Genomic DNA, 19741 nt, shown 5'->3' on the forward strand with positions numbered 1-19741 from the left:
CTGGACCATTTTCTTGTCATGTCCAGACACAGACGATCCCTGCGGCTGTGGTCGGGTGCCGTCACGGCTGCCCTGGCCCTCACTGTCACGACCGTCGGCCAGGCGAACGCCGCCGACGTCAACAACGCCAGGAACGCCGGCTTCGAGGCGGGACTGAGCGACTGGACCTGCTCGGCGGGCAGCGGCACCACGGTCTCCTCCCCGGTGCGCACCGGCACGGCCGCGCTGCGGGCGACCCCCGCCGGTCAGGACAACGCCCGGTGTACCCAGACCGTGCGGGTGAAGCCCAACTCCACGTACGACCTGGGCGCCTGGGTGCGGGGCGGTTACGCCTACCTGGGCGTGACGGGCACGGGCACGACGGACGTGTCCACCTGGACCCCGGACTCCACCTCCTGGAAGCAGCTGTCGACGACCTTCACCACGGGCGCGTCGACGACCTCGGTGACGGTGTACACGCACGGCTGGTACGGGCAGGCCGCGTACTACGCCGACGACGTCTCGGTGTTCGGCCCCGACGGGGGCGGCGGCACCGACCCGGGACCCACCGTCCCGGCGGCACCGAGCGGACTGAACGTCTCGGGGACGACGTCCTCGTCGGTGTCGCTCGCCTGGAACGCCGTCTCCGGCGCCACGGGTTACACCGTCTACCGCGACGGCACCAAGGTCACGGCGGTCTCCGGCACGTCGGCGACGGTGACCGGCCTCGCGGCCTCGACGTCGTACTCCTTCCAGGTCACGGCGACGAACGCGGCCGGTGAGTCGCCCAGGTCGGCCGCGGTCACGGGCACCACGAACAACACGACCGGTCCCGGCCCCGCCCTCCCCAAGCACGCGGTGACCGGCTACTGGCAGAACTTCGACAACGGCGCGGCCGTGCAGCGGATCTCGGACGTGCCCGCCCACTACGACATCATCGCGGTGGCCTTCGCCGACGCCACGGGCACGCCGGGCGCGGTGTCGTTCACCCTCGACTCGGCCGGGCTGAACGGCTACACCGTCGACCAGTTCAAGGCCGACGTGAAGGCCAAGCAGGCGGCCGGGAAGAAGGTCATCATCTCGGTCGGCGGCGAGCGCGGCACGGTCAGCGTGAACGACGCCGCCTCGGCGACGAACTTCGCCGACAGCGTCTGGTCCGTGATGCGGACCTACGGCTTCGACGGCGTCGACATCGACCTGGAGAACGGCCTCAACGCCACGTACATGACGCAGGCCCTGCGCGCCCTGTCCGCGAAGGCGGGCCCGTCGCTGATCATCACGATGGCGCCGCAGACCATCGACATGCAGTCGACGTCGAACTCCTACTTCCAGACCGCGCTGAACATCAAGGACATCCTCACCGTCGTCAACATGCAGTACTACAACAGCGGTTCCATGCTCGGCTGCGACGGCAAGGTCTACAGCCAGGGCACGGTCGACTTCCTGACGGCCCTGGCCTGCATCCAGCTGGAGAACGGCCTCGCCCCGTCCCAGGTCGGGCTCGGCCTGCCCGCCTCCACCCGCGCGGCAGGCGGCGGTTACGTGTCGCCGACCGTGGTCAACAACGCCCTGGACTGCCTGACCAAGGCCACCGACTGCGGCAGCTTCAAGCCGCCGCGGACGTACCCGGCCCTGCGGGGCGCGATGACCTGGTCGACCAACTGGGACGCCACCTCCGGCAACGCGTGGTCCAACGCCGTGGGACCGCACGTGGACGCGCTGCCGTAGCCGGCGTCCCGTCGCCCCGGCCTCCTAGAAGAACTCCCCCCACGGCTGGTCCCAGATCTGCTTCACGCACAGGATCAGGAACAGCAGCCCCGCGAGGGCGAGCATGACGTTGCTCACCGGGCCACTGCGCCACTCGCGGGGCGTGCGGGAGGAGTTGAGCAGCCAGAGCAGGGTGGCGGCGAGGAACGGGAGGAAGGCCGCGCCGAGGACGCCGTAGATGATGATCAGGCGGAAAGGCTGTCCCTCGAAGAGCAGGATCATCGGCGGGAAGGTCAGCCAGAGCAGGTAGGCGCGGAACGGCCAGGAACGCTCGCGCTCGCCCGAGGCGACCTCCTCGCCCTTGGCCTGGCCCCTGCCCGACAGGCGGGCCACGAAGTCGGCGAACATCAGGCTCACCCCGTGCCAGACGCCGATCAGCGAGGTGAAGGACGTGGCGAAGAAGCCGATGAGGAAGAACTTGGCCGTCGCCGAGCCGTACTCGGCCTCCAGGATGTCGCCCAGCTGGATCAGGCCTTTGTCGCCGCTCGCGATCGCGACGTTCGCCGAGTGGAGCAGCTCCGCGCCGACGAACAGCATGGCGATGACGAAGATGCCGGTCGTGGCGTAGGCGACGCGGTTGTCCAGCCGCATGACCTTCATCCAGCCGCTGTCGGTCCACCCCTTTGCGTTGACCCAGTAGCCGTACGCCGCGAGCGTGATCGTGCCGCCCACACCACCGATCAGGCCCAGCGTGTTGAGGATCGAGTCCTTCTCGTCCGGCAGCACCGGCAGGAGCCCGGCGAAGGCGTCACCGAGATTCGGCGTGACCCGGATCGCCAGGTACACCGTCACCACGAACATGACGCCCACCAGGATCGTCATGACCTTCTCGAAGACCGCGTACTTGTTGAACCAGACGAAGACCAGTCCGACCAGACCGCAGGCGATCCCCCACCACTTGAGGTCCATCACGTCCGGGAACAGCGCCTGGAGCGGCAGCGCGCTCGACGACATCGCCGCCGCGCCGTAGACGAAGCCCCAGACCACGACGTAGACCGCGAAGAACCACGTGGTCCAGCGGCCGAGGCTCGCCCAGCCGTCGAACAGGGTGCGGCCGGTGGACAGATGCCAGCGGCCCGCCGCCTCGGCCAGGGAGATCTTCACCAGGCAACCGATGATCGCGGCCCACAGGAGGGTGTAGCCGAAGTTGCTGCCCGCGATCAGCGTGGCGACCAGGTCACCGGCGCCGACACCGGTCGCCGCGACGACGATGCCCGGTCCGATGTACTTCCAGCTCGCCTTCCGGGGCTGTGGGGGATGTGTGGCCTCGTTCTCGGTGGTGTTTCCCGTGGTGTCCGCCATGCAGATCAAGAAACCGCAAGGAGCCCGGGCCGACAAGAGGGCGTAAACGGAATCACCCTGGCGGGGCGGGGAACTGCGCGAAGCGCCACGACGAACCCGCAGACGGGAGCCGGACCCAGGCGGCTGGACGCGCCGCCGGGGTCCGACCCGGCGGAGCGTCACGGCTGTCGCCGACCACAGCCGTCCGATCCGCACGTGCCGAGCTCGAACCACACGGTCTTGCCCGGCCCGTCCCGGTGGCAGCCCCAGCGCTGGGCGAGCGCGTCCACCAGGAACATTCCACGGCCGCTCTCCCCGGTGCCCGCGTCCAGCACCCGCGGCACCCGGCGTTCGGTGTCGGCGACCTCGCAGCGCAGTACGCCGTGCGCGGCGAAGAGCGTGAGCCGGAAGCGGCTCCCGGCGTGCACGAGGGCGTTGGCGGCCAGTTCACCGACGAGCAGTTCGGCCACGTCCGCCACGTCACCGCGCTCGGCGAGCCCCCATCCCTCCAACTGCCTGCGGACCTCCGCGCGTGCCTCGCGGACGGCGGAGGGCCGCGGCGCGTACTCGACACTCAGATGGCCTGCTCCCAGGGGTGGTTGCGGGAACGGGCCGTAGTGGGCGTCGGGGTCCGGGAGGTGCCGCCCGGAGAGTTGCAGCATGGGTCCAGGGTGATCCGCGGGGATGGACCGGCGCAGGGGGAGGACTACCCGTTCCCCTACCTGCTTGTGCAGGTGGGGGGTTGTCATGCGTACTGGAGTCGGACGGTCGCTCCCTCGGCGCCGTCGCGGATGTCCACGTACGCGCAGACCTGACGCGCGTACCACAGCCCCGGACCCGGTTCCGGGCCCGCGGCGGCCGGCGGGACGAAGCCGGCGAGCGGGTCGTCGAGACGGCGGACGGAGCGCAGTTCGCAGACGCAGGCGGGTGCCTCGCCCCACAGCAGGGCGTCACCGCCGAGGGGCGCGAGGGCCTCCGCGGTCTCCGCCACCGCGGCGCCGAACAGCTCGGCGTCGGCTGCGGGCAGTCCCCGCGCGGCCGCCCAGCTCCGCACGGCCGCGGCGTGCGGCTCCGCGAGGGGCCGCGCACCCGCCGGGGGCAACGGCAGGGGTACGGCGTCGAGTTCGGCCGCGAGCCGCAGCGGGTCCTCGTACACGTCGGTGTCGGGGTGGGTGCGGCGGGCCGCGGCGACGACGGCGGGTCCGGCGGTGCGGGTGTCGTACGCGCACAGGGCGGTCGTGGCCATGGGCGCGAAGAGGAGGTTGGCGAAGGCCTCGTAGCGGATCCACTCGGTGGTCTCGCGGGCCGAGCGGCCGGCGCGGCCGCTCCAGACGGGCTCCATGAGGAGGTGGATCCGGCCGCCGGGGCCCGCGTGCGCGGTGAGGTACGCGGCGGCCCGGGCGACGGCGTTGGCGGCGGAGCCGGTGTACCAGTCGGTGTGCGGAACGCAGGTGACGTCCTTCGCGTCGCGGCCGAGGGCGTCCCGCAGGAGGTCGAGGTTGCGCGGGGCGGCGATGGCCACCGGCGGCGGTTCGCCGGAGGCGCCGAGCCCTTCGCCGAGGAAGGGCAGGGCGGCGGCCACGAAGCCGTCGTCTGAGTCGAAGACGGCCATGCGGTGGTCGAACGGGCTGCGTTCTTTAGTGGTCACGTGATCCCCTCGGGTGGGTGTGGGTGTGGGTGTGGGTGTGGGTGTGGGTGTGGGCGGGTCAGCGCTGTGCCGTCACCCAGGCGGCGATCTGGCTGCGGTTGCTGAAGCCGAGCTTGCCGAGGATGCGTTCCACATGGCCTTCGGCGGTGCGGCGGGCGATGACCAGGCGGTCGGCGATCTGCTGGTTGGCGAGCCCTTCGGCGACGAGCTGGGCGACCTCGCTCTCGCGGCGGGTCAGGCGGACCGTGGTGTCGTCGTGCCGCGCCGGGGCGGCGGTGGGTTCTGCGGGGCGGCCCGGCTCCTGGAGCGCGTGGGCGACCAGCTCCGCGAGACCGAGCGCGCCGCCCCGCCGGTGGGCCCGCTCGAACGCCTCGCGCCCCAGGGCCCGGGCCACCCGGTCCTCGCTGGCGCGGCGTGCGGAGTTGAGGATGTGGGCGCCCCAGCGGCCGGTGTCGATGTCGGCCCATACGCGGTCGGCGCCGCCCAGCAGCACGGCGGCGTGCTCGTGGGCGGCGCGTTCGGCCGCGATCGACGCGAGCAGGTCGAGAGTGAGGGCGATGCCGATGACGTCGTGGACGGCGAGTTTGAGCCGCAGGGCGTCACGGGCGTGCCGTTCGGCCCGGTGCCAGTCGCCGCGCACGGTGTGCGCGAGGGCGAGCATCCGCAGCACGTACGACCGCACCCATTGCTCGCCGTGCCGCTCGCACAGCCGCAGGGCCTGCTCGCAGACCTCGACGGCCCGCTCGGCCTCACCCAGGAAGCCCAGCGCGCAGGCGAGTTCGACCTGGTCGAGGCCGACGAGGCTGAGGTGCTGGCCGGGTACGGGGCCACGGGCGACGGTGGTCTCGAAGTGCCTCAGCGCTCCGGGCAGGTCGTCGCCGAACAGCCGGATGACACCGATGACGTACTCGGCGTGGGCGGCCTCGGCCGCGTCGCCGAGGGCGCGGGCGAGGGCGAGGGCGTCCGTGGCGTGACGGCGGCCCCGGGGGAAGTCGCGGGTGGCGGCGGCCAGCAGTCCGGCGACCCACAGGCCGCGGGCCCGTTCCCAGGTCGGGTCGGGGGCGGCGGTCAGGGCCCGGTCGAGCCAGTACAGGCCCTCGCGGGAAGCGCCGCAGGCGTGCCAGTAGAACCAGAGCGTGCCGGCCAGGCGCAGCCCGGCGTGGGCCTCGCCGGGGGTGGAGAGGCTGAAGTCGAGGGCGGCGCGCAGGTTGTCCCGGTCGGCGCGCAGCCGGGCGGCGGTCTCCGGCTGTCCGGGCCCGAACCAGCCGCGCTCGCACTCCTCGGCCCGCAGCACCATCCAGTCCCGCTGCCGCCGCCGGGCGGCCTCCTCCTCCCCGGCGTGTCGCCGCAACTGCTCCAGCCCGTACTGCCGCAGGGTGTCGAGCAGCCGGTAGCGCACACCGCCGGGTCCGGGCTCCCGGCAGAGCACGGACTTGTCCACGAGCCCGGCGACGGCTTCCAGCACGTCCTCCGTGCGCAGGCCCGGGGGCGGCAGCAGGGTGACGCTCCCCGTGGCCGCGGGCCGGGTGCGTGCACCGGAGCCGTCCGTGAGCGGGGGCGGCACTTCGGTCAGGGCCGCGTGCGGGAGGGCGCGGTCGGCGGGGTGCTTCCCGTCCACCGGAGGGTGGGCGTCGCTCCGCTGGGTGCCGTCCGCGCATACCGCCTCCGCCGTCTCCAGGTCGAAGCTGCCCGCAAGGGCCGACAGCCGGGCCCACACCGTCTGCTCGGGGGCGGTGCACAGGTCGTGACTCCAGGCGACCGCCGCCCGCAGGGTCTGGTGGCGGGGCAGGGCCGCGGGGCTGCCGGTGGTGAGGAAGCGGTAGCGGTCGTCGAGGCGGTCCAGGAGCTGGTCGACGTCGAGGACGCGCATGCGGACGGCGGCGAGTTCGATGGCGAGGGGCAGACCGTCCAGGCGGTGGCACAGGCGGGCGACGGAGGCGCGGTTGGCGGGGGTGAGGCGGAAGCCGGGGACGACGGCGGCGGCCCGGTCGGCGAAGAGGGTGAGGGCGGGGTAGCCCTCGGCGGTGGACAGGTCGCCGTCCGGGTCGGGCACCGGCAGGGGCCGTACCTCCAGCAGGTGTTCCTCGGTGAGGCCGAGGCGGTGCCGGCTGGTGGCGAGGATCCGGACGCTCTCGGTGCCGCGCAGCAGGCAGGCGGCGAGCTGGGCGCACGCATCCGCCAGATGCTCGCAGTTGTCGACGACGAGGAGCAGCCGCCTGCCCCGCACCTGCTCGACGAGGGAGTTCAGGGGCGGTTGTGCGGAGCGGTCGTGCAGCCCCAGCGCGTCGGCGGCCGCCAGCGGCACGAGCGCCGGGTCGTGCAGCCCGGAGAGATGCACGAAACGCACGCCGTCCGGGAAGGCACGCTGCACCCGGGCCGCGATGCGTGCGGCGAGCCGGGTCTTGCCGACGCCGCCCGGCCCGGTCAGCGTCACGAGCCGTGCGCGGGCCAGCAGTTCGCGGCCCTGGGTCAGTTCGCCACGCCGGTCGACGAAACTGGTCGTCTCGGCCGGCAGCTGGTGGTCCCGTCGTGGCGCTGATCCGCCCATGATCAGCCAGTCCTCTGAGGGGTGTGGTCCGGGGATCCGACAGTCCGGCCCCCGTGCGCGGACCCTCACCCTCTCCCGTTCCGTACATATATGCACGCCGGGGCCACCCCTGTGGGTGTACTTCCGCCGGGACCCCTCGACCGCGGCGCCGTCCGCGTACACTGCACGGCCACTTTCAGTCTTGACCTGGTCATGCCATTGGCAGAACGATATGCGCCACCCGCACCACGTACGTCGCACGGAACAACCCCACCTCCCACAAGGAGATTTCATGCGACTTCGCATACGAGGCTCCGGTGCCCGCACCGGCAGACGCACCGCCGCCCTCGCCGGCCTCCTCGCCCTCGCCCTCGCGGCGCCCCTGTCGGCGACGACGACCGACGCCACCGCCGACAGCGCGCCCAAGGCGACCGCGTCGGCGGACGACGTCCGGCAGTACGAGGTCCACCTGCACGCGACGGCCAAGGACCGCACGGCACTTCAGCGCACCGGCGTGACCGTCGACGAGGCGCACGGTCACGGTGTCGTCGTCTCCGGCCGCGCGGACCAGATCAAGAAGCTGCGCGCACTGGGCTACGAGGTCACCCCGCTCGGCGCGGTGCCCGACCGGTCCGCCGGCGCGGACGACGTCCGGCTCCACGACTTCCCGTCAGCGGACTCGAAGTACCACAACTACGCGGAGATGACGAGCGAGATCAACTCGATCGTCTCGGCCAACCCGTCCATCGCGAGCCAGCGTGTGATCGGCAAGTCCTACCAGGGCCGGAACATCGTCGCCATCAAGATCAGCGACAACGTGGCGTCCGACGAGTCCGAGCCGGAGGTGCTGTTCACGCACCACCAGCACGCCCGCGAGCACCTGACCGTCGAGATGGCGCTCTACCTGCTGCGCGAGCTGACCTCCGACTACGGTTCCGACTCGCGCGTCACCGGCATGGTGAACAACCGCGAGATCTGGATCGTCCCGGACATCAACCCGGACGGCGGCGAGTACGACATCGCCACCGGCTCGTACCGCTCCTGGCGCAAGAACCGGCAGCCCAACTCCGGTTCGTCGTACGTCGGTACGGACCTGAACCGCAACTGGAACTACCGCTGGGGCTGCTGCGGCGGCTCCTCGGGCTCGACGTCCTCCGACACCTACCGGGGCACGGCGGCGGAGTCGGCGCCCGAGGTGAAGGTCGTCGCCGACTTCGTGCGCAGCCGGGTCGTCGGCGGCAAGCAGCAGATCAAGGCCGGCGTCGACTTCCACACGTACAGCGAGCTGGTGCTCTGGCCGTTCGGCTACACCTACTCGGACACGACGACCGGGATGACCGCGGACGACCACGCGGCGTTCAAGACGGTCGGCCAGAAGATGGCCGCGAGCAACGGGTACACGGCGGAACAGTCCAGCGACCTGTACATCACGGACGGGTCGATCGACGACTACCTCTGGGGTGCGCACAAGATCTTCGGCTACACCTTCGAGATGTACCCCCGGTCCGGTGGGGGTGGGTTCTACCCGCCCGACGAGGTGATCGAGCGGGAGACCTCGCGTAACCGGGACGCGGTACTGCAGTTGCTGGAGAACGCGGACTGCATGTACCGGTCGATCGGCAAGGAAGCGCAGTACTGCGCCTAGCCGGCGGCTTCCTTTTCCTCTGACTCTGCCTCTGCCTCTTCCTCGAAGTAGGCGTCCAGCACGGCGTCCAACTGGGCGTCCCACTCGGCGAATCGACTCCTGGCCGGCGCCTCGATCTCGATCGGGTACCAGCGTCGGTCAGGGGTGTGGACGGTGACGGTGTACCGCTTGCCGAAGCGGGCCGTCTCCGTCTCGACCGCGCCGATCTCGTCCCACCGGAACTCGCACTCCTGGTCGTCCAGGGACATGCGGACGCCTCTGTGGTCGGCGACCAGCCTGGCGCGGCGGTCGGACGCCTCGAAGACGGGGCCGTCGGGATCGGCTTCGGTGTCCTCCTCCGGCTCGGAGGGGGACGCCTCGGCCGTCTCCTCCGACTCGGCGGCGGCCTCGTCGGCCTCCTCGGCGTCCGCGACCTCAGGCTCCTTCTCCGGCCCGTCCTCCTCCGTCCGTCCGGACGCGGGTGACGTGAGCCCGGGGATGAAGGCCGGGTCGAATCCGGCGCCTTCCAGGGGCTGGCTGCTCGAACCTATGCGCTGCTCCACAGGGGAGCAGTATGGTCGAGAAACCTGTGCGGCACACAGTCGACCCCGACTTCGTTATCAGACGCCTACACGAACAGGCTCAATACCGCCGCCACCGCGAACCCCGCCACCGACAGCACGCTCTCCAGCACCGTCCAGGTCTTGAGGGTGTCCCGTTCGCTGATGCCGAAGTACTTGGCGACCATCCAGAAGCCGCCGTCGTTGACGTGCGAGGCGAAGATGGAGCCGGCCGAGATGGCCATGATGACCAGGGCGACGAAGGCCTGGGAGTGGTCGCCCTCGGAGAGCAGCGGGGCGACGATGCCGGCCGTGGTGACGATGGCGACCGTCGCCGAGCCCTGGGCGACCCGCAGGACCACCGAGATCAGGTAGGAGAGCACGAGCACCGGCAGGCCCACGCCGTTGAACGTGTCCGACAGGGCCTGGGCGACGCCGCTGGCCTTGAGGACCGCGCCGAAGACGCCGCCCGCGCCGACCACCAGCAGGATGTTGCCGACCGGCTTGAGGGACGCGGTCGACACCGTCTCCAGGGACTTGCGGGACCAGCCGCGGCGGATGCCCAGCAGGTAGTACGCGAGGAACAGGGCGATCGTCAGCGCCACGAACGGGTTGCCGAAGAACTCGATCACCGAGCGGAAGGTGGAGGGATCGAGGGCGATCGAGGAGAAGGTCGCGGCGAGGATGAGCACCAGGGGCGTGCCGATGATGGCGAGGACCGTGCCGAGGGACACCGGCTGCTCGCTGGGCGCGACACCGGCGGCCCGCTGCTCGTCGACGACCGCCTGCTTGGCCTCCTCGGCCGCCTCGACCATGTCCTGCGGCACGGCGACGAAGATGCGGCGGCCGATCCACGCCGAGTAGGCCCACGCGGCCACCACGGCCGGCAGACCGCAGACGATGCCCATCAGGATGACCCAGCCGAGGTCCACGTGGAGGAGACCGGCCGCGGCGACCGGTCCGGGGTGCGGCGGCAGGAAGGCGTGGGTGACGGAGAGGCCCGCGAGCAGGGGCAGGCAGTAGAGCAGGATCGACTTGCCGGACCGCTTGGCGGCGGCGTAGACGATCGGGGCCAGGACGAAGATGCCGACGTCGAAGAAGACCGGGATGCCGAAGATCAGGCCGGTCAGACCCATGGCCAGGGGTGCGCGCTGCTCGCCGAACAGACCGAGCAGGCGACGGGCCAGCACCTCCGCTCCGCCGCTGACTTCGAGGATCGCGCCGAGCATGGTGCCCAGGCCGATGATGATCGCGACATGGCCGAGGATGCCGCCCATGCCGGACTCGATGGTGGAGACGGCGTCCGACTTCTGGACCGTACCGAAGAGTTCGGTGACCGACAGTCCGGCGGCGAGGCCGACGGCTATGGAGACCGCGAGCAGGGCGACGAACGGCTGGAGTCTCATCTTGATGATGAGGAAGAGCAGCAGCACGATGCCGAGCGCGGCGGTGAGCAGGAGTCCGGCCGTGCCGTCGACGAGGAGGAGCAGTCCTCCCGTGTGGGGTGGGGTCTCGGCGGGGGCGGACGCGGCGAGCGGATGGGACATTCGGGGGTCCTCTGCGTCGATGCATGCGGCTTCTGGGTAGGGGGGAGCGCGGCGCGGCGCATGGAACGGCGCCGCGCCTCGGTAAGGCGGGGGTGGGGGTGGGTCAGCCGAGAACGGCCAGCGCGTCGATCTCGATGAGGAGGCCCGCGGGCAGGCCGACGTAGACGGTCGTGCGCGCGGCGGGCGGCTGGGTCAGGCCCTGCTCCTCGAAGTACGCGTTGTAGATCTCGTTCATCTCGGCGAAGTGGTCGACGTCGGTGAGGTAGACGCGGATCATCATCACGTCGTCCCAGGAGGCGCCGCCCTCCTCCAGGATGGCCTTGACGTTGGCCAGCGTCTGGAGGGTCTGATCGCGCAGGGTCGGCCCGGCGGGCGTGGGCGCCTTGCCCTCCTCGGCGGGCAGGAAGCCGACCTGGCCGGCGACCTGGAGGATGTTGCCCTTCCGCACACCGTGCGAGAACTTCGCCGGCGGGGTGGTGTGGGTCTTCGGGGTGAGTGCGGTCTTGTCCGTCATACGGTGCCCTTCACTGGTGTCCTGCCGGAGTACTCGCCGCTGATGGCGTCCGCCGTGCGGCGCACCAGCGGCAGGAGGGTGAGGAGTTCGTCGGCGGTGACGACGACGTTCGGCGCGGAGACCGACATGGCGGCGACGACCCGGCCGTCGGCGCCGCGGATGGGCGCCGCGACGCAGTTGATGGACTCCTCGTGGCCGCCGAGGTCGGTGGCCCAGCCCTGTTCGCGCACCTTCTCCAGCTCGCGCAGGAACGCGCCGGCGTTGGGTGTCGAACGGGACGTGTACGTGGGGTAGTCGAGCTTCTCCGCGACCGCCCGCCGCTCGTGCTCGGGCAGGTCGGCGAGCAGCAGCTTGGCGACCGCGGCGACGGTGATGGCGACGGGTTTGCCGATGCGGGAGTACATCCGCACGGGGTAGCGGCTCTCGACCTTGTCGATGTAGAGGACCTCGTTCTCCTCGTACACGGCGAGGTGCACGGTGTGCCCGCAGTTCTCGTTGAGACGGACCAGGTGGGGGTGGGCGATCTCGCGGACGTCGAGGTTCTCCATCGCCTCCTGGGCGAGCGCGAAGAGCCGGGCGCCGAGGCGGTAGCGCTGGTCGGACTGGCGGTAGACGAGTCCGTGCTCGTGCAGGGTGCGCAGCAGCCGCAGAGCCGTGGACTTGTGCACACCGAGGCGGTCGGCGACCTGCCCCAGGTCGGCGGGGCCCTCGGCGAGCAGCGGCAGGATGCTGAGCGCGCGGTCGACGGTCTGGCTCATGGCGTACGTACCTCCTCGTCGGCCCGCTGTGTCTGCTCGGTCCAGCCCGGGCCGAGTCGCAGTCTCCCCCATGCCGCGTCGTCCAGGGCGGCGAGCCGGTCGGCGTGCTGCCGGGTGGGTGGTGTCGCGAGGTCGCCGGGGACGGTGAGGGCGGCGGCGGCCATCAGATGCCCGTGGCGCAGCCGGTGGCGTACGGGCAGTCCGCGCAGGGTGGCGGAGAGGAACCCGGCGGCGAAGGCGTCTCCGGCCCCGACGGCGGCGACGACGTCGACCCGGGGCGCGGGGACGAAGGTGACGTCCCGCTTGTCGAAGACGGTGGCACCGGCGGCGCCCTGCTTGACGACCAGCACCTCGGGTTCGGGGAGGGCGGCGCGGACGGCTTCGGCGCTGCGCAGCCCCCAGGCCTCGTCCTGCCCGACGAACACGAGGTCCGCGCCCCGGGCGAGGTCGCGCAGCACCGTCGGGGCGTCCGGTTCGCGCCACAGGCCGGGCCGGTGGTTGACGTCGAAGGAGACCAGGGGGCGGCCGGGGCGGCGTGCGGTCAGGTCGCGCATCAGGTCCAGGCAGGTCCCGGACAGTGCGGCGGTGATGCCGGAGAGGTGCAGCACGCGCCCGGCGCGCACCGCCGCCGGGTCGGGGTCCGTCACGGTCATCGCGGACGCCGCGGAACCGGCCCGGTAGTACGCCACCTCGTGGGCGTCGCCGGCCCGGTCCCCGGCGGTGCGGAAGTAGATGCCGGTGGGGCGGCCGGGGTCGCGCCGGACGTGCGCCACGTCGACGCCGTACCCGCCGATCGCCTCCACCAGGTGATCACCGAACGGGTCGGCCCCCACCCTGCTGATCCACCGCGCGGAGTGCCCGGCCGCCGCCAGCACACACGCCACGTTCGACTCCGCCCCGCCGATCCCGCGTGCGAAGGACGGCACGTCGGCGAGGCGCCCCGGCCGGGACGGCAGGAACGTGACCATGGACTCGCCGAGCGCGACGACGTCCACGACGTCGGGGGCGTTGCAGGGTCCGGTGGGGGTCACGATGGTCGTAGCTCCTTGTCGAAGCGTCGGGGCGTCGGGGCGTCGGGGCGGCCGGTGGCGGTTTCATTGACCGGCGGTGGCCGAGATGTTAGACAGCGTTGAGCGACATACGCAATGAAGGTTGCAGAGACTGCAACACCGCTGATCAGGGAGGCTCCATGACGGCCGACACCGCCCAGTCCCTCGCCCGGCTCGCCGCCGAGCGCGTCGATCACCGCTTCAAGGGCCTCCCGCCGGACGCCGACGGACTGACCGTCGCCGAGCTGGCCGGCCAGCGCCGCAACCTCTTCACCGGCGGCTTCGCCACGCCCGTGCTCGCGCTGTCCGCCGAGCGCCTGGAGCACAACCTGAAGCTGATGGAGACGTACGCGGCCCGGCACGGTCTGGCCTTCGCGCCGCACGGCAAGACGTCGATGGCGCCGCAGCTGTTCCAGCGGCAGATCGAGCACGGGGCCTGGGGCATCACGCTGGCCGTGCCGCACCAGGTGCGGGTGGCGCGGGCGTTCGGGACCCGGCGGGTGTTCCTCGCGAACGAGCTGGTCGACGCGGCGGCCCTGCGCTGGATCGCCGCCGAGCTCGACGCCGACCAGGATTTCGAGCTGGTCTGCTACGTCGACTCCGTACGCGGCGTGGAGCTGATGGACGCCGCGCTGCGGGACGCCGACGCCACGCGCCCCGTGGACGTCGTCGTCGAGCTCGCCGCCGGGGAGGGCGCCCGGACCGGGGTGCGGACGGAGGCGGAGTGCGCGGCGGTCGCGGACGCGGTGGCGGGCACCCGCACCCTGCGGCTGGTCGGTGTCGCGGGCTACGAGGGCGAGGTGCCGAAGGCCGACACCGAGCGGGTGACGGCGTGGCTGCGGCGACTGGTCGCGCTCGCCGCGGACTTCGACAAGGCCGGGCGTTTCACCGGGCTGGACGAGATCGTGGTCAGCGCGGGCGGCAGCGCCTGGTTCGACGCGGTCGCCGAGGTCTTCGCGGAGATCCCCGAACTGTCCCGTCCCGTGCTGAAGTTGCTGCGCTCGGGCGCGTACGTCTCGCACGACGACGGCCACTACCGCAAGCTGACCCCGTTCAACCGGGTCCCCGAGGAGGGCGCCCTGGAGCCGGCGTTCCGGCTGTGGACCCAGGTGGTGTCGCGGCCTTCGGCCGAGCAGGCCTTCGTCAACGCGGGCAAGCGGGACGCGGCCTACGACCTCGATCTGCCCTTCGCCCAGGTGATCCGCCGGGACGGCGCCGAGCGCCCGGCCACCGGCGTCTCGGTGACGGCCTTGTCCGACCAGCACGCCTGGCTCGCCACCACGCCGGAGGCGGATCTGGAGGTCGGCGACTGGGTCGGGCTCGGGCTGTCCCACCCGTGCACCTCGTTCGACAAGTGGCAGCTGATCCCCGTCGCGGAGGCGGACGGCACGGTCGTCGACTACGTCCGCACGTTCTTCTAGGAGGCCGGGCGCGATGGAAGAGCTCGTCATCCGGGACGCCGACGTCGTCGACGGCTCCGGCTCCGACGCGTACCGGGCCGATGTCGTGATCGACGGCGGCCGGATCGTCGGAATCGTCAAGGAGGCCGCCGCGGCCGGCTGCCAGCGGCCGAAGGCGTGCCGGGAACTGGACGCCGAGGGTCTGGTCCTCTCCCCCGGCTTCGTCGACATGCACGCGCACAGCGACCTGGCGCTGCTGCGCGACCCCGACCACAGCGCCAAGGCCGCGCAGGGCGTCACCCTGGAGGTCATCGGCCAGGACGGCCTGTCGTACGCCCCCGTCGACGACCGCACGCTCGGGGAAGTGCGGCGGGCGATCACCGGGTGGAACGGCCCGGGTGACGACATCGACTTCGACTGGCGCACGGTCGGCGAGTACCTGGACCGGCTGGACCGGGGGATCGCCGTGAACGCGGCCTACCTCGTCCCGCAGGGCACGGTCCGGGCGCTCGCCGTCGGCTGGGAGGACCGCGAGGCCACCCCGCAGGAACTGGACCGGATGCGGCGGCTGGTCGCCGAGGGCATGGAGCAGGGCGCCGTCGGCATGTCGTCGGGGCTGACGTACACCCCGGGCATGTACGCGCGGGACGCCGAACTGACCGAGTTGTGCCGGGTGGTGGCGTCGTACGGCGGCTACTACTGCCCGCACCACCGCTCCTACGGGGCCGGGGCCCTTCAGGCGTACGAGGAGATGGTCGCGCTGACCCGCGAGGCGGGCTGCTCCCTGCATCTCGCCCACGCCACCATGAACTTCGGCGTGAACAAGGGCCGGGCGCCCGAGCTGCTGGACCTGCTGGACGAGGCCCTGGCGGCCGGGGCGGACATCAGCCTCGACACCTACCCGTACACACCGGGCTGCACGACGCTGGCGGCCGTGCTGCCGAGCTGGGCGAGCGAGGGCGGCCCGGAGCAGACCCTCGGGCGGCTGGCGGACGAGGAGACGGCGGAACGCATCCGTCACCATCTGGAGGTCACCGGGTCCGACGGCTGCCACGGCGTGCCGATCGAGTGGGACACCATCGAGATCTCCGGCGTGAACGATCCGGCCCTCGCGGATCACGTCGGCCGGACGGTCGAGGAGTCGGCGGCCGTCCGGGGCGAGGCTCCCTGGGTGACCGCGCGCGGACTGCTGCTGGCGGACCGGCTGGCCCCGACGATCCTCCAGCACGTGGGACACGAGGAGAACGTCCGGGCGATCATGCGCCACCGGGTGCACACCGGCGGCTCGGACGGCATCCTCCAGGGCGCGAAACCGCACCCGCGCGCCTACGGCACCTTCCCGCACTACCTCGGGCACTACGTCAGGGAGTTGGGGGTGCTGTCGCTGGAGGAGTGCGTCGCGCACCTCACGTCCCGCCCGGCGGCGCGGCTCCGGCTGCCGGACCGAGGCCTGGTCCGTGAGGGATACAAGGCCGATCTGGTCCTCTTCGACCCGGCGACGGTGGCGGCGGGCTCCACCTTCGCGGAGCCGCGCACACTCCCGACGGGCATCCCCCACGTCCTGGTCGACGGCCGGTTCGTGATCGAGGACGGCCGCCGCACGGACGTGCTGGCGGGCCGGGCGGTCCGCAGGACTCCTCCCGCGTGACCGCCCGGCGGGCACCCTGCCTTACGGCTTGGGCAGGGTGCAGCCGCTCGCGCTCAGGTCGAGCTTGTTGTCGATCCCGAAGCAGGCCGGGATCCCGTAGGTCTGCTGGGCGTAGTTGATGCCCTTGCGGACGGTCACGGTGCCGTTCGCGTCGACCTCGCACGGGTTGTTCACCGTGCAGCGCTCACCGTCCTCGTTGCCGGTGTTGTTGATGGCGACGACCTTGTTGGTGGCCTGGTCGACGACGGGCGAGCCGGACGTGCCGCCGATGGTGTTGCAGGCGGAGGTGTAACGGACCGAGTCCTTCCAGGTCCAGTCGCCCTCCTTCAGGGTGGGCACGAACCCGTCGATGGTGCAGCTGTAGATCCGCTTCCAGTAGCCGGAGGGGATGCTGATGGCGGTGCCGGCGACCGGGTGACTGTCGTTCAGCGTCAGCGCGTTGATGTTGTACGAGCTCTTGATCTGCGCGTACGTGGTGGTGAGCTGGTACAGGGCGACGTCCGTGTCGGTCATCGTGCCGTAGGCGAGCTTGGCGGCGCGCAGGGTGGCGACGCGCGAGCCGGAGGAGTTGAGCAGGCTGAAGGTGCGGCTGGAGGCCTTGTCGACGAGGACCTGGCCGGGGCCGGGGAAGCCGGACTCCAGACAGTGGCCGTTGGTCATCACCAGCGCCGGGTCGTCGGCCTCGGAGTCCGGCATGCGGACGACCGAGCCGGAGCAGTTGCTGAGCGCGACCGTGCCGGCGAAGTTCACCGCTTTGGCCGACGGGTTGGTGAGCCCGGACAGCGTCTGCTCCACGGACGTGACCACGCCCGAGACGGCGGACGTGGCCGAGCCCGTGTCCGCGGCCTTGCCGACGCCCGTGGGGGCGGCATCGGCAGCGGTCGCGGGAGCCGCGCCGGCCCCGGCTATCGCCAGGGCGCAGAACGCGGCGGCGAGAGGTTTTCTCATGGGGGGTCCCCTCTTGCGACGGAGGCGGCCGGAAATCCTCCGGCCGCCTGCACTGTTGTCATGTGCATTGTGATCGTCACAAGGGGGGTCGCACAAGAACCTGTTCCACAACCGGAACCTGGGCTTCCTGCCCGACCCTACTCAACAGCTCCGGACGGCAGCTCACTTGGGGCGGTTCGCACCCACCCGGAATCCCGGCCGCAGGCCCGCGCGGCGGCCGTCCCGCCACACGCCCGGCGATTCCCGCACCGGGACCCGGCACCCACCGGGGCGGCTCCGGCCATCACGCCGAACGCCTCCCGCGGACCGGCTACTTGGGCCCCTTCGTGCCGCCCGGACCGTGGCCGGGCTTCCCGCTCGAGCGCCCCGGCGGCGTCGTTGTGGTCGGGGCGGACGTCGTCGGGGTACCGGCCGTGGGGCTGCCGGCCGGGGGCTCCGGCGTGTCCGTACCGCCGGCCGACGGGGTGGCGCTCGCCGGGGCGGAGGGGGCGGCCGACTCGGCGCCGGAGGTCCGGTCATCGCTCGTCGGCCCGGCGTCGAGCGGTGCGCCGGGGCTCGACGCACGCACGCTGCCCGAGGGTGACGCCGTCGGCGTCTCCCCCGCCGTCGGGACCGTAGGGCCACCCTCACCGCCCCGCGTCCCGCCGGAGGGCCCACCGGAAAAGGAGAACCCGGCGATCAGCGCGGCAGCGCAGACGGCACCGACGGCCCCGGCCGCCACCGCCACCCGGCGCGTGCGCCGCGCCGGGGGCCTGCGCCGGGAGCGGCGGCCCCCGCCGGACCGGGCCCGCGCCGGCACCGCCGGAAGCTCGCGCGTGTCACCCGCACCACCCGCGCGACCCCGACCGTCAGCGCGACCCCTGCCGTCCGCCTGGGCCCCGCCGTCCGCCTGAACCCCGCCGTCCGCGGTGGCCGCGCCGTTCACGGCGGCCGTGCCGTCCGCGACGGGCGTGCCGTCGTAGACGTCCTGCCATCCGTGGGCCGCGGCCGGGTCGGCGTAGGCGTCGTACTCCGGGGGCGGAGCGCCCTGCGGCACGTAGACGTTCGGCACCCCCTGGGGCCCGCCGTCCGTCGCTCGGTCGGCGTACTCGAATGGCTTGAACATGGCGGCGCATTCTAGGGACCAGAGGTGCTGGTGGGACAGCCAACGGCGATATGCACCCAAACCACCGCGTCTCACGTGGCGGAAAACACGACCCGTGACGCGTTACCGGGCCGTAAGCTCCCAGACATGCAGGTGATCCAGTCGACCAAGCTCGCCAACGTCTGTTACGAGATCCGTGGCCCGGTGCTCGAGGAGGCGATGAGACTGGAGGCTGCCGGGCATCGGATCCTCAAGCTGAACACCGGAAACCCGGCCGCGTTCGGCTTCGAATGCCCGCCGGAGATCCTGGAGGACATCCTCCGGAACGTCTCCACGGCGCACGGGTACGGCGACGCCAAGGGTCTGCTGGCCGCCCGCCGGGCCGTCGTCATGCACAACCAGACCCTCGGCATCGAGACCGACGTCGAGCACGTCTTCATCGGCAACGGCGTCTCCGAGCTGATCGTGATGGCGATGCAGGGCCTGCTGGACGACGGCGACGAGGTCCTCGTGCCCGCGCCCGACTACCCGCTGTGGACCGCCGCCGTCTCCCTGTCCGGCGGCACCGCCGTGCACTACCGCTGTGACGAGCAGGCCGACTGGATGCCGGACCTCGCCGACATCGAGCGCAAGGTCACCGACCGCACCAAGGCGCTCGTGATCATCAACCCCAACAACCCGACGGGGGCCGTCTACGACGAGGCGATGATCAAGGGCCTGACCGACATCGCCCGCCGGCACAACCTGCTCGTCTGCTCCGACGAGATCTACGACAAGATCCTCTACGACGACGCCGTGCACACCCCGACCGCCAAGGTCGCCCCCGACCTGCTCACCCTCACCTTCAACGGCATGTCGAAGGCGTACCGGGTGGCCGGCTACCGGGTGGGCTGGATGTCGATCTCCGGGCCGCGCGCGCACGCCGACTCCTACATCGAGGGCCTGACGATCCTGGCGAACATGCGCCTGTGCGCGAACATGCCGGGACAGCACGGGGTCGTCGCCGCGCTCAGCGGCCGCCAGACGATCAACGACCTGGTCCTGCCGGGCGGGCGGCTGCGCGAGCAGCGGGACACGGCCTACGAGCTGCTGACCCAGATCCCGGGCGTGAGCTGCGTGAAGCCGAAGGGCGCCCTGTATCTCTTCCCGCGCCTCGACCCCAAGGTCTTCAAGATCAAGGACGACCGGCGGATGGTCCTGGACCTGCTCCGGCGCGAGAAGATCATGGTCGTCCAGGGCACGGGCTTCAACTGGCCGGAGCCGGATCACTTCCGGGTGGTGACCCTGCCGACGGTCGGGGACCTGACCGACGCCGTGGGGCGGATCGGGCACTTCCTGGACGGCTACAGCCAGCCCTGAGACCACGCGACCGAGCCCCACCGGACTGCCCGCTCACGCTATGTGCGC

At 71.8% G+C, this 19741-nt stretch carries 16 protein-coding genes; 5 read left to right on the forward strand and 11 right to left on the reverse strand.

Features of this window, described 5'->3' with window-relative positions; genetic code table 11:
• Positions 1-18: 18 nt before the first annotated feature.
• Positions 19-1707 carry a chitinase gene (locus ACIRDU_RS15860; protein ID WP_403579366.1) on the forward strand — a complete coding sequence of 563 codons (1689 nt, stop codon included), beginning with the start codon at positions 19-21 and terminating at the stop codon, positions 1705-1707.
• A 24-nt stretch (positions 1708-1731) separates the two neighbouring features.
• Here the strand turns inward: ACIRDU_RS15860 and ACIRDU_RS15865 are convergent, their stop codons facing one another.
• From ACIRDU_RS15865 to ACIRDU_RS15880, 4 genes are all read right to left on the reverse strand, one after another.
• Entirely contained in the window at positions 1732-3048 is a 1317-nt protein-coding gene (locus ACIRDU_RS15865) for an Nramp family divalent metal transporter (protein WP_403579368.1), read from the reverse strand.
• 158 nt (positions 3049-3206) lie between these two features.
• Entirely contained in the window at positions 3207-3689 is a 483-nt protein-coding gene (locus tag ACIRDU_RS15870) for an ATP-binding protein (protein WP_403579371.1), read from the reverse strand.
• Between the two features lie 83 nt (positions 3690-3772).
• On the reverse strand, positions 3773-4675 hold the full coding sequence (locus tag ACIRDU_RS15875) for an anti-sigma factor RsbA family regulatory protein (protein ID WP_403579374.1): 903 nt from the start codon (positions 4673-4675) through the stop codon (positions 3773-3775).
• A 58-nt stretch (positions 4676-4733) separates the two neighbouring features.
• Entirely contained in the window at positions 4734-7223 is a 2490-nt protein-coding gene (locus ACIRDU_RS15880) for an ATP-binding protein (RefSeq protein WP_403579377.1), read from the reverse strand.
• A gap of 271 nt (positions 7224-7494) precedes the next feature.
• Here ACIRDU_RS15880 and ACIRDU_RS15885 point away from each other — a divergent pair, with 271 nt between their 5' ends.
• Positions 7495-8847, forward strand: coding sequence for a M14 family metallopeptidase (locus ACIRDU_RS15885; RefSeq protein WP_403579380.1), 1353 nt, complete (start codon positions 7495-7497; stop codon positions 8845-8847).
• On the opposite strand, the gene ACIRDU_RS15890 is transcribed toward ACIRDU_RS15885, so the two are convergent.
• The 5 genes from ACIRDU_RS15890 to ACIRDU_RS15910 all read right to left on the reverse strand — a co-directional run bounded on the left by ACIRDU_RS15890 (position 8844) and on the right by ACIRDU_RS15910 (position 13236).
• Complete coding sequence (locus tag ACIRDU_RS15890; RefSeq protein WP_403579383.1) at positions 8844-9389, reverse strand: hypothetical protein; 546 nt, start codon at positions 9387-9389, stop codon at positions 8844-8846. The two genes, ACIRDU_RS15885 and ACIRDU_RS15890, sit on opposite strands and share 4 nt — an antisense overlap.
• Positions 9390-9454: 65 nt before the next feature.
• Positions 9455-10933, reverse strand: a complete 1479-nt coding sequence (locus ACIRDU_RS15895; RefSeq protein ID WP_403579386.1) for a GntP family permease — start codon at positions 10931-10933, stop codon at positions 9455-9457.
• A gap of 103 nt (positions 10934-11036) precedes the next feature.
• Positions 11037-11447 carry a RidA family protein gene (locus ACIRDU_RS15900; protein WP_403579389.1) on the reverse strand — a complete coding sequence of 137 codons (411 nt, stop codon included), beginning with the start codon at positions 11445-11447 and terminating at the stop codon, positions 11037-11039.
• Positions 11444-12205 (reverse strand): IclR family transcriptional regulator, encoded by a 762-nt coding sequence (locus tag ACIRDU_RS15905; protein WP_403579392.1) that lies wholly within the window; start codon positions 12203-12205, stop codon positions 11444-11446. Before ACIRDU_RS15905 ends, ACIRDU_RS15900 begins: the two co-directional genes overlap by 4 nt.
• Positions 12202-13236 (reverse strand): sugar kinase, encoded by a 1035-nt coding sequence (locus tag ACIRDU_RS15910; RefSeq protein ID WP_403579394.1) that lies wholly within the window; start codon positions 13234-13236, stop codon positions 12202-12204. Before ACIRDU_RS15910 ends, ACIRDU_RS15905 begins: the two co-directional genes overlap by 4 nt.
• Before the next feature lie 158 nt (positions 13237-13394).
• Here ACIRDU_RS15910 and ACIRDU_RS15915 point away from each other — a divergent pair, with 158 nt between their 5' ends.
• Both ACIRDU_RS15915 and ACIRDU_RS15920 read left to right on the forward strand, forming a co-directional pair.
• Positions 13395-14675, forward strand: coding sequence for an amino acid deaminase (locus ACIRDU_RS15915; RefSeq protein WP_403579396.1), 1281 nt, complete (start codon positions 13395-13397; stop codon positions 14673-14675).
• A 13-nt stretch (positions 14676-14688) separates the two neighbouring features.
• On the forward strand, positions 14689-16302 hold the full coding sequence (locus tag ACIRDU_RS15920; RefSeq protein WP_403579399.1) for an amidohydrolase family protein: 1614 nt from the start codon (positions 14689-14691) through the stop codon (positions 16300-16302).
• Positions 16303-16323: 21 nt separating this feature from the next.
• On the opposite strand, the gene ACIRDU_RS15925 is transcribed toward ACIRDU_RS15920, so the two are convergent.
• Both ACIRDU_RS15925 and ACIRDU_RS15930 read right to left on the reverse strand, forming a co-directional pair.
• Positions 16324-16998, reverse strand: coding sequence for a serine protease (locus tag ACIRDU_RS15925; RefSeq protein WP_403580602.1), 675 nt, complete (start codon positions 16996-16998; stop codon positions 16324-16326).
• Between the two features lie 562 nt (positions 16999-17560).
• The gene (locus tag ACIRDU_RS15930) at positions 17561-18355 is read right to left on the reverse strand and encodes a hypothetical protein (RefSeq protein WP_403579402.1); all 795 of its coding nucleotides are present in this window, start codon (positions 18353-18355) and stop codon (positions 17561-17563) included.
• A 126-nt stretch (positions 18356-18481) separates the two neighbouring features.
• Between ACIRDU_RS15930 and ACIRDU_RS15935 the strand changes: the two genes are divergently transcribed.
• The gene (locus ACIRDU_RS15935) at positions 18482-19693 is read left to right on the forward strand and encodes a pyridoxal phosphate-dependent aminotransferase (protein ID WP_403579404.1); all 1212 of its coding nucleotides are present in this window, start codon (positions 18482-18484) and stop codon (positions 19691-19693) included.
• Positions 19694-19741: the final 48 nt, after the last annotated feature.

The sequence above is a fragment of the Streptomyces sp. NPDC093598 genome (assembly GCF_044764825.1).
In the GTDB taxonomy this organism is placed as follows: domain Bacteria; phylum Actinomycetota; class Actinomycetes; order Streptomycetales; family Streptomycetaceae; genus Streptomyces.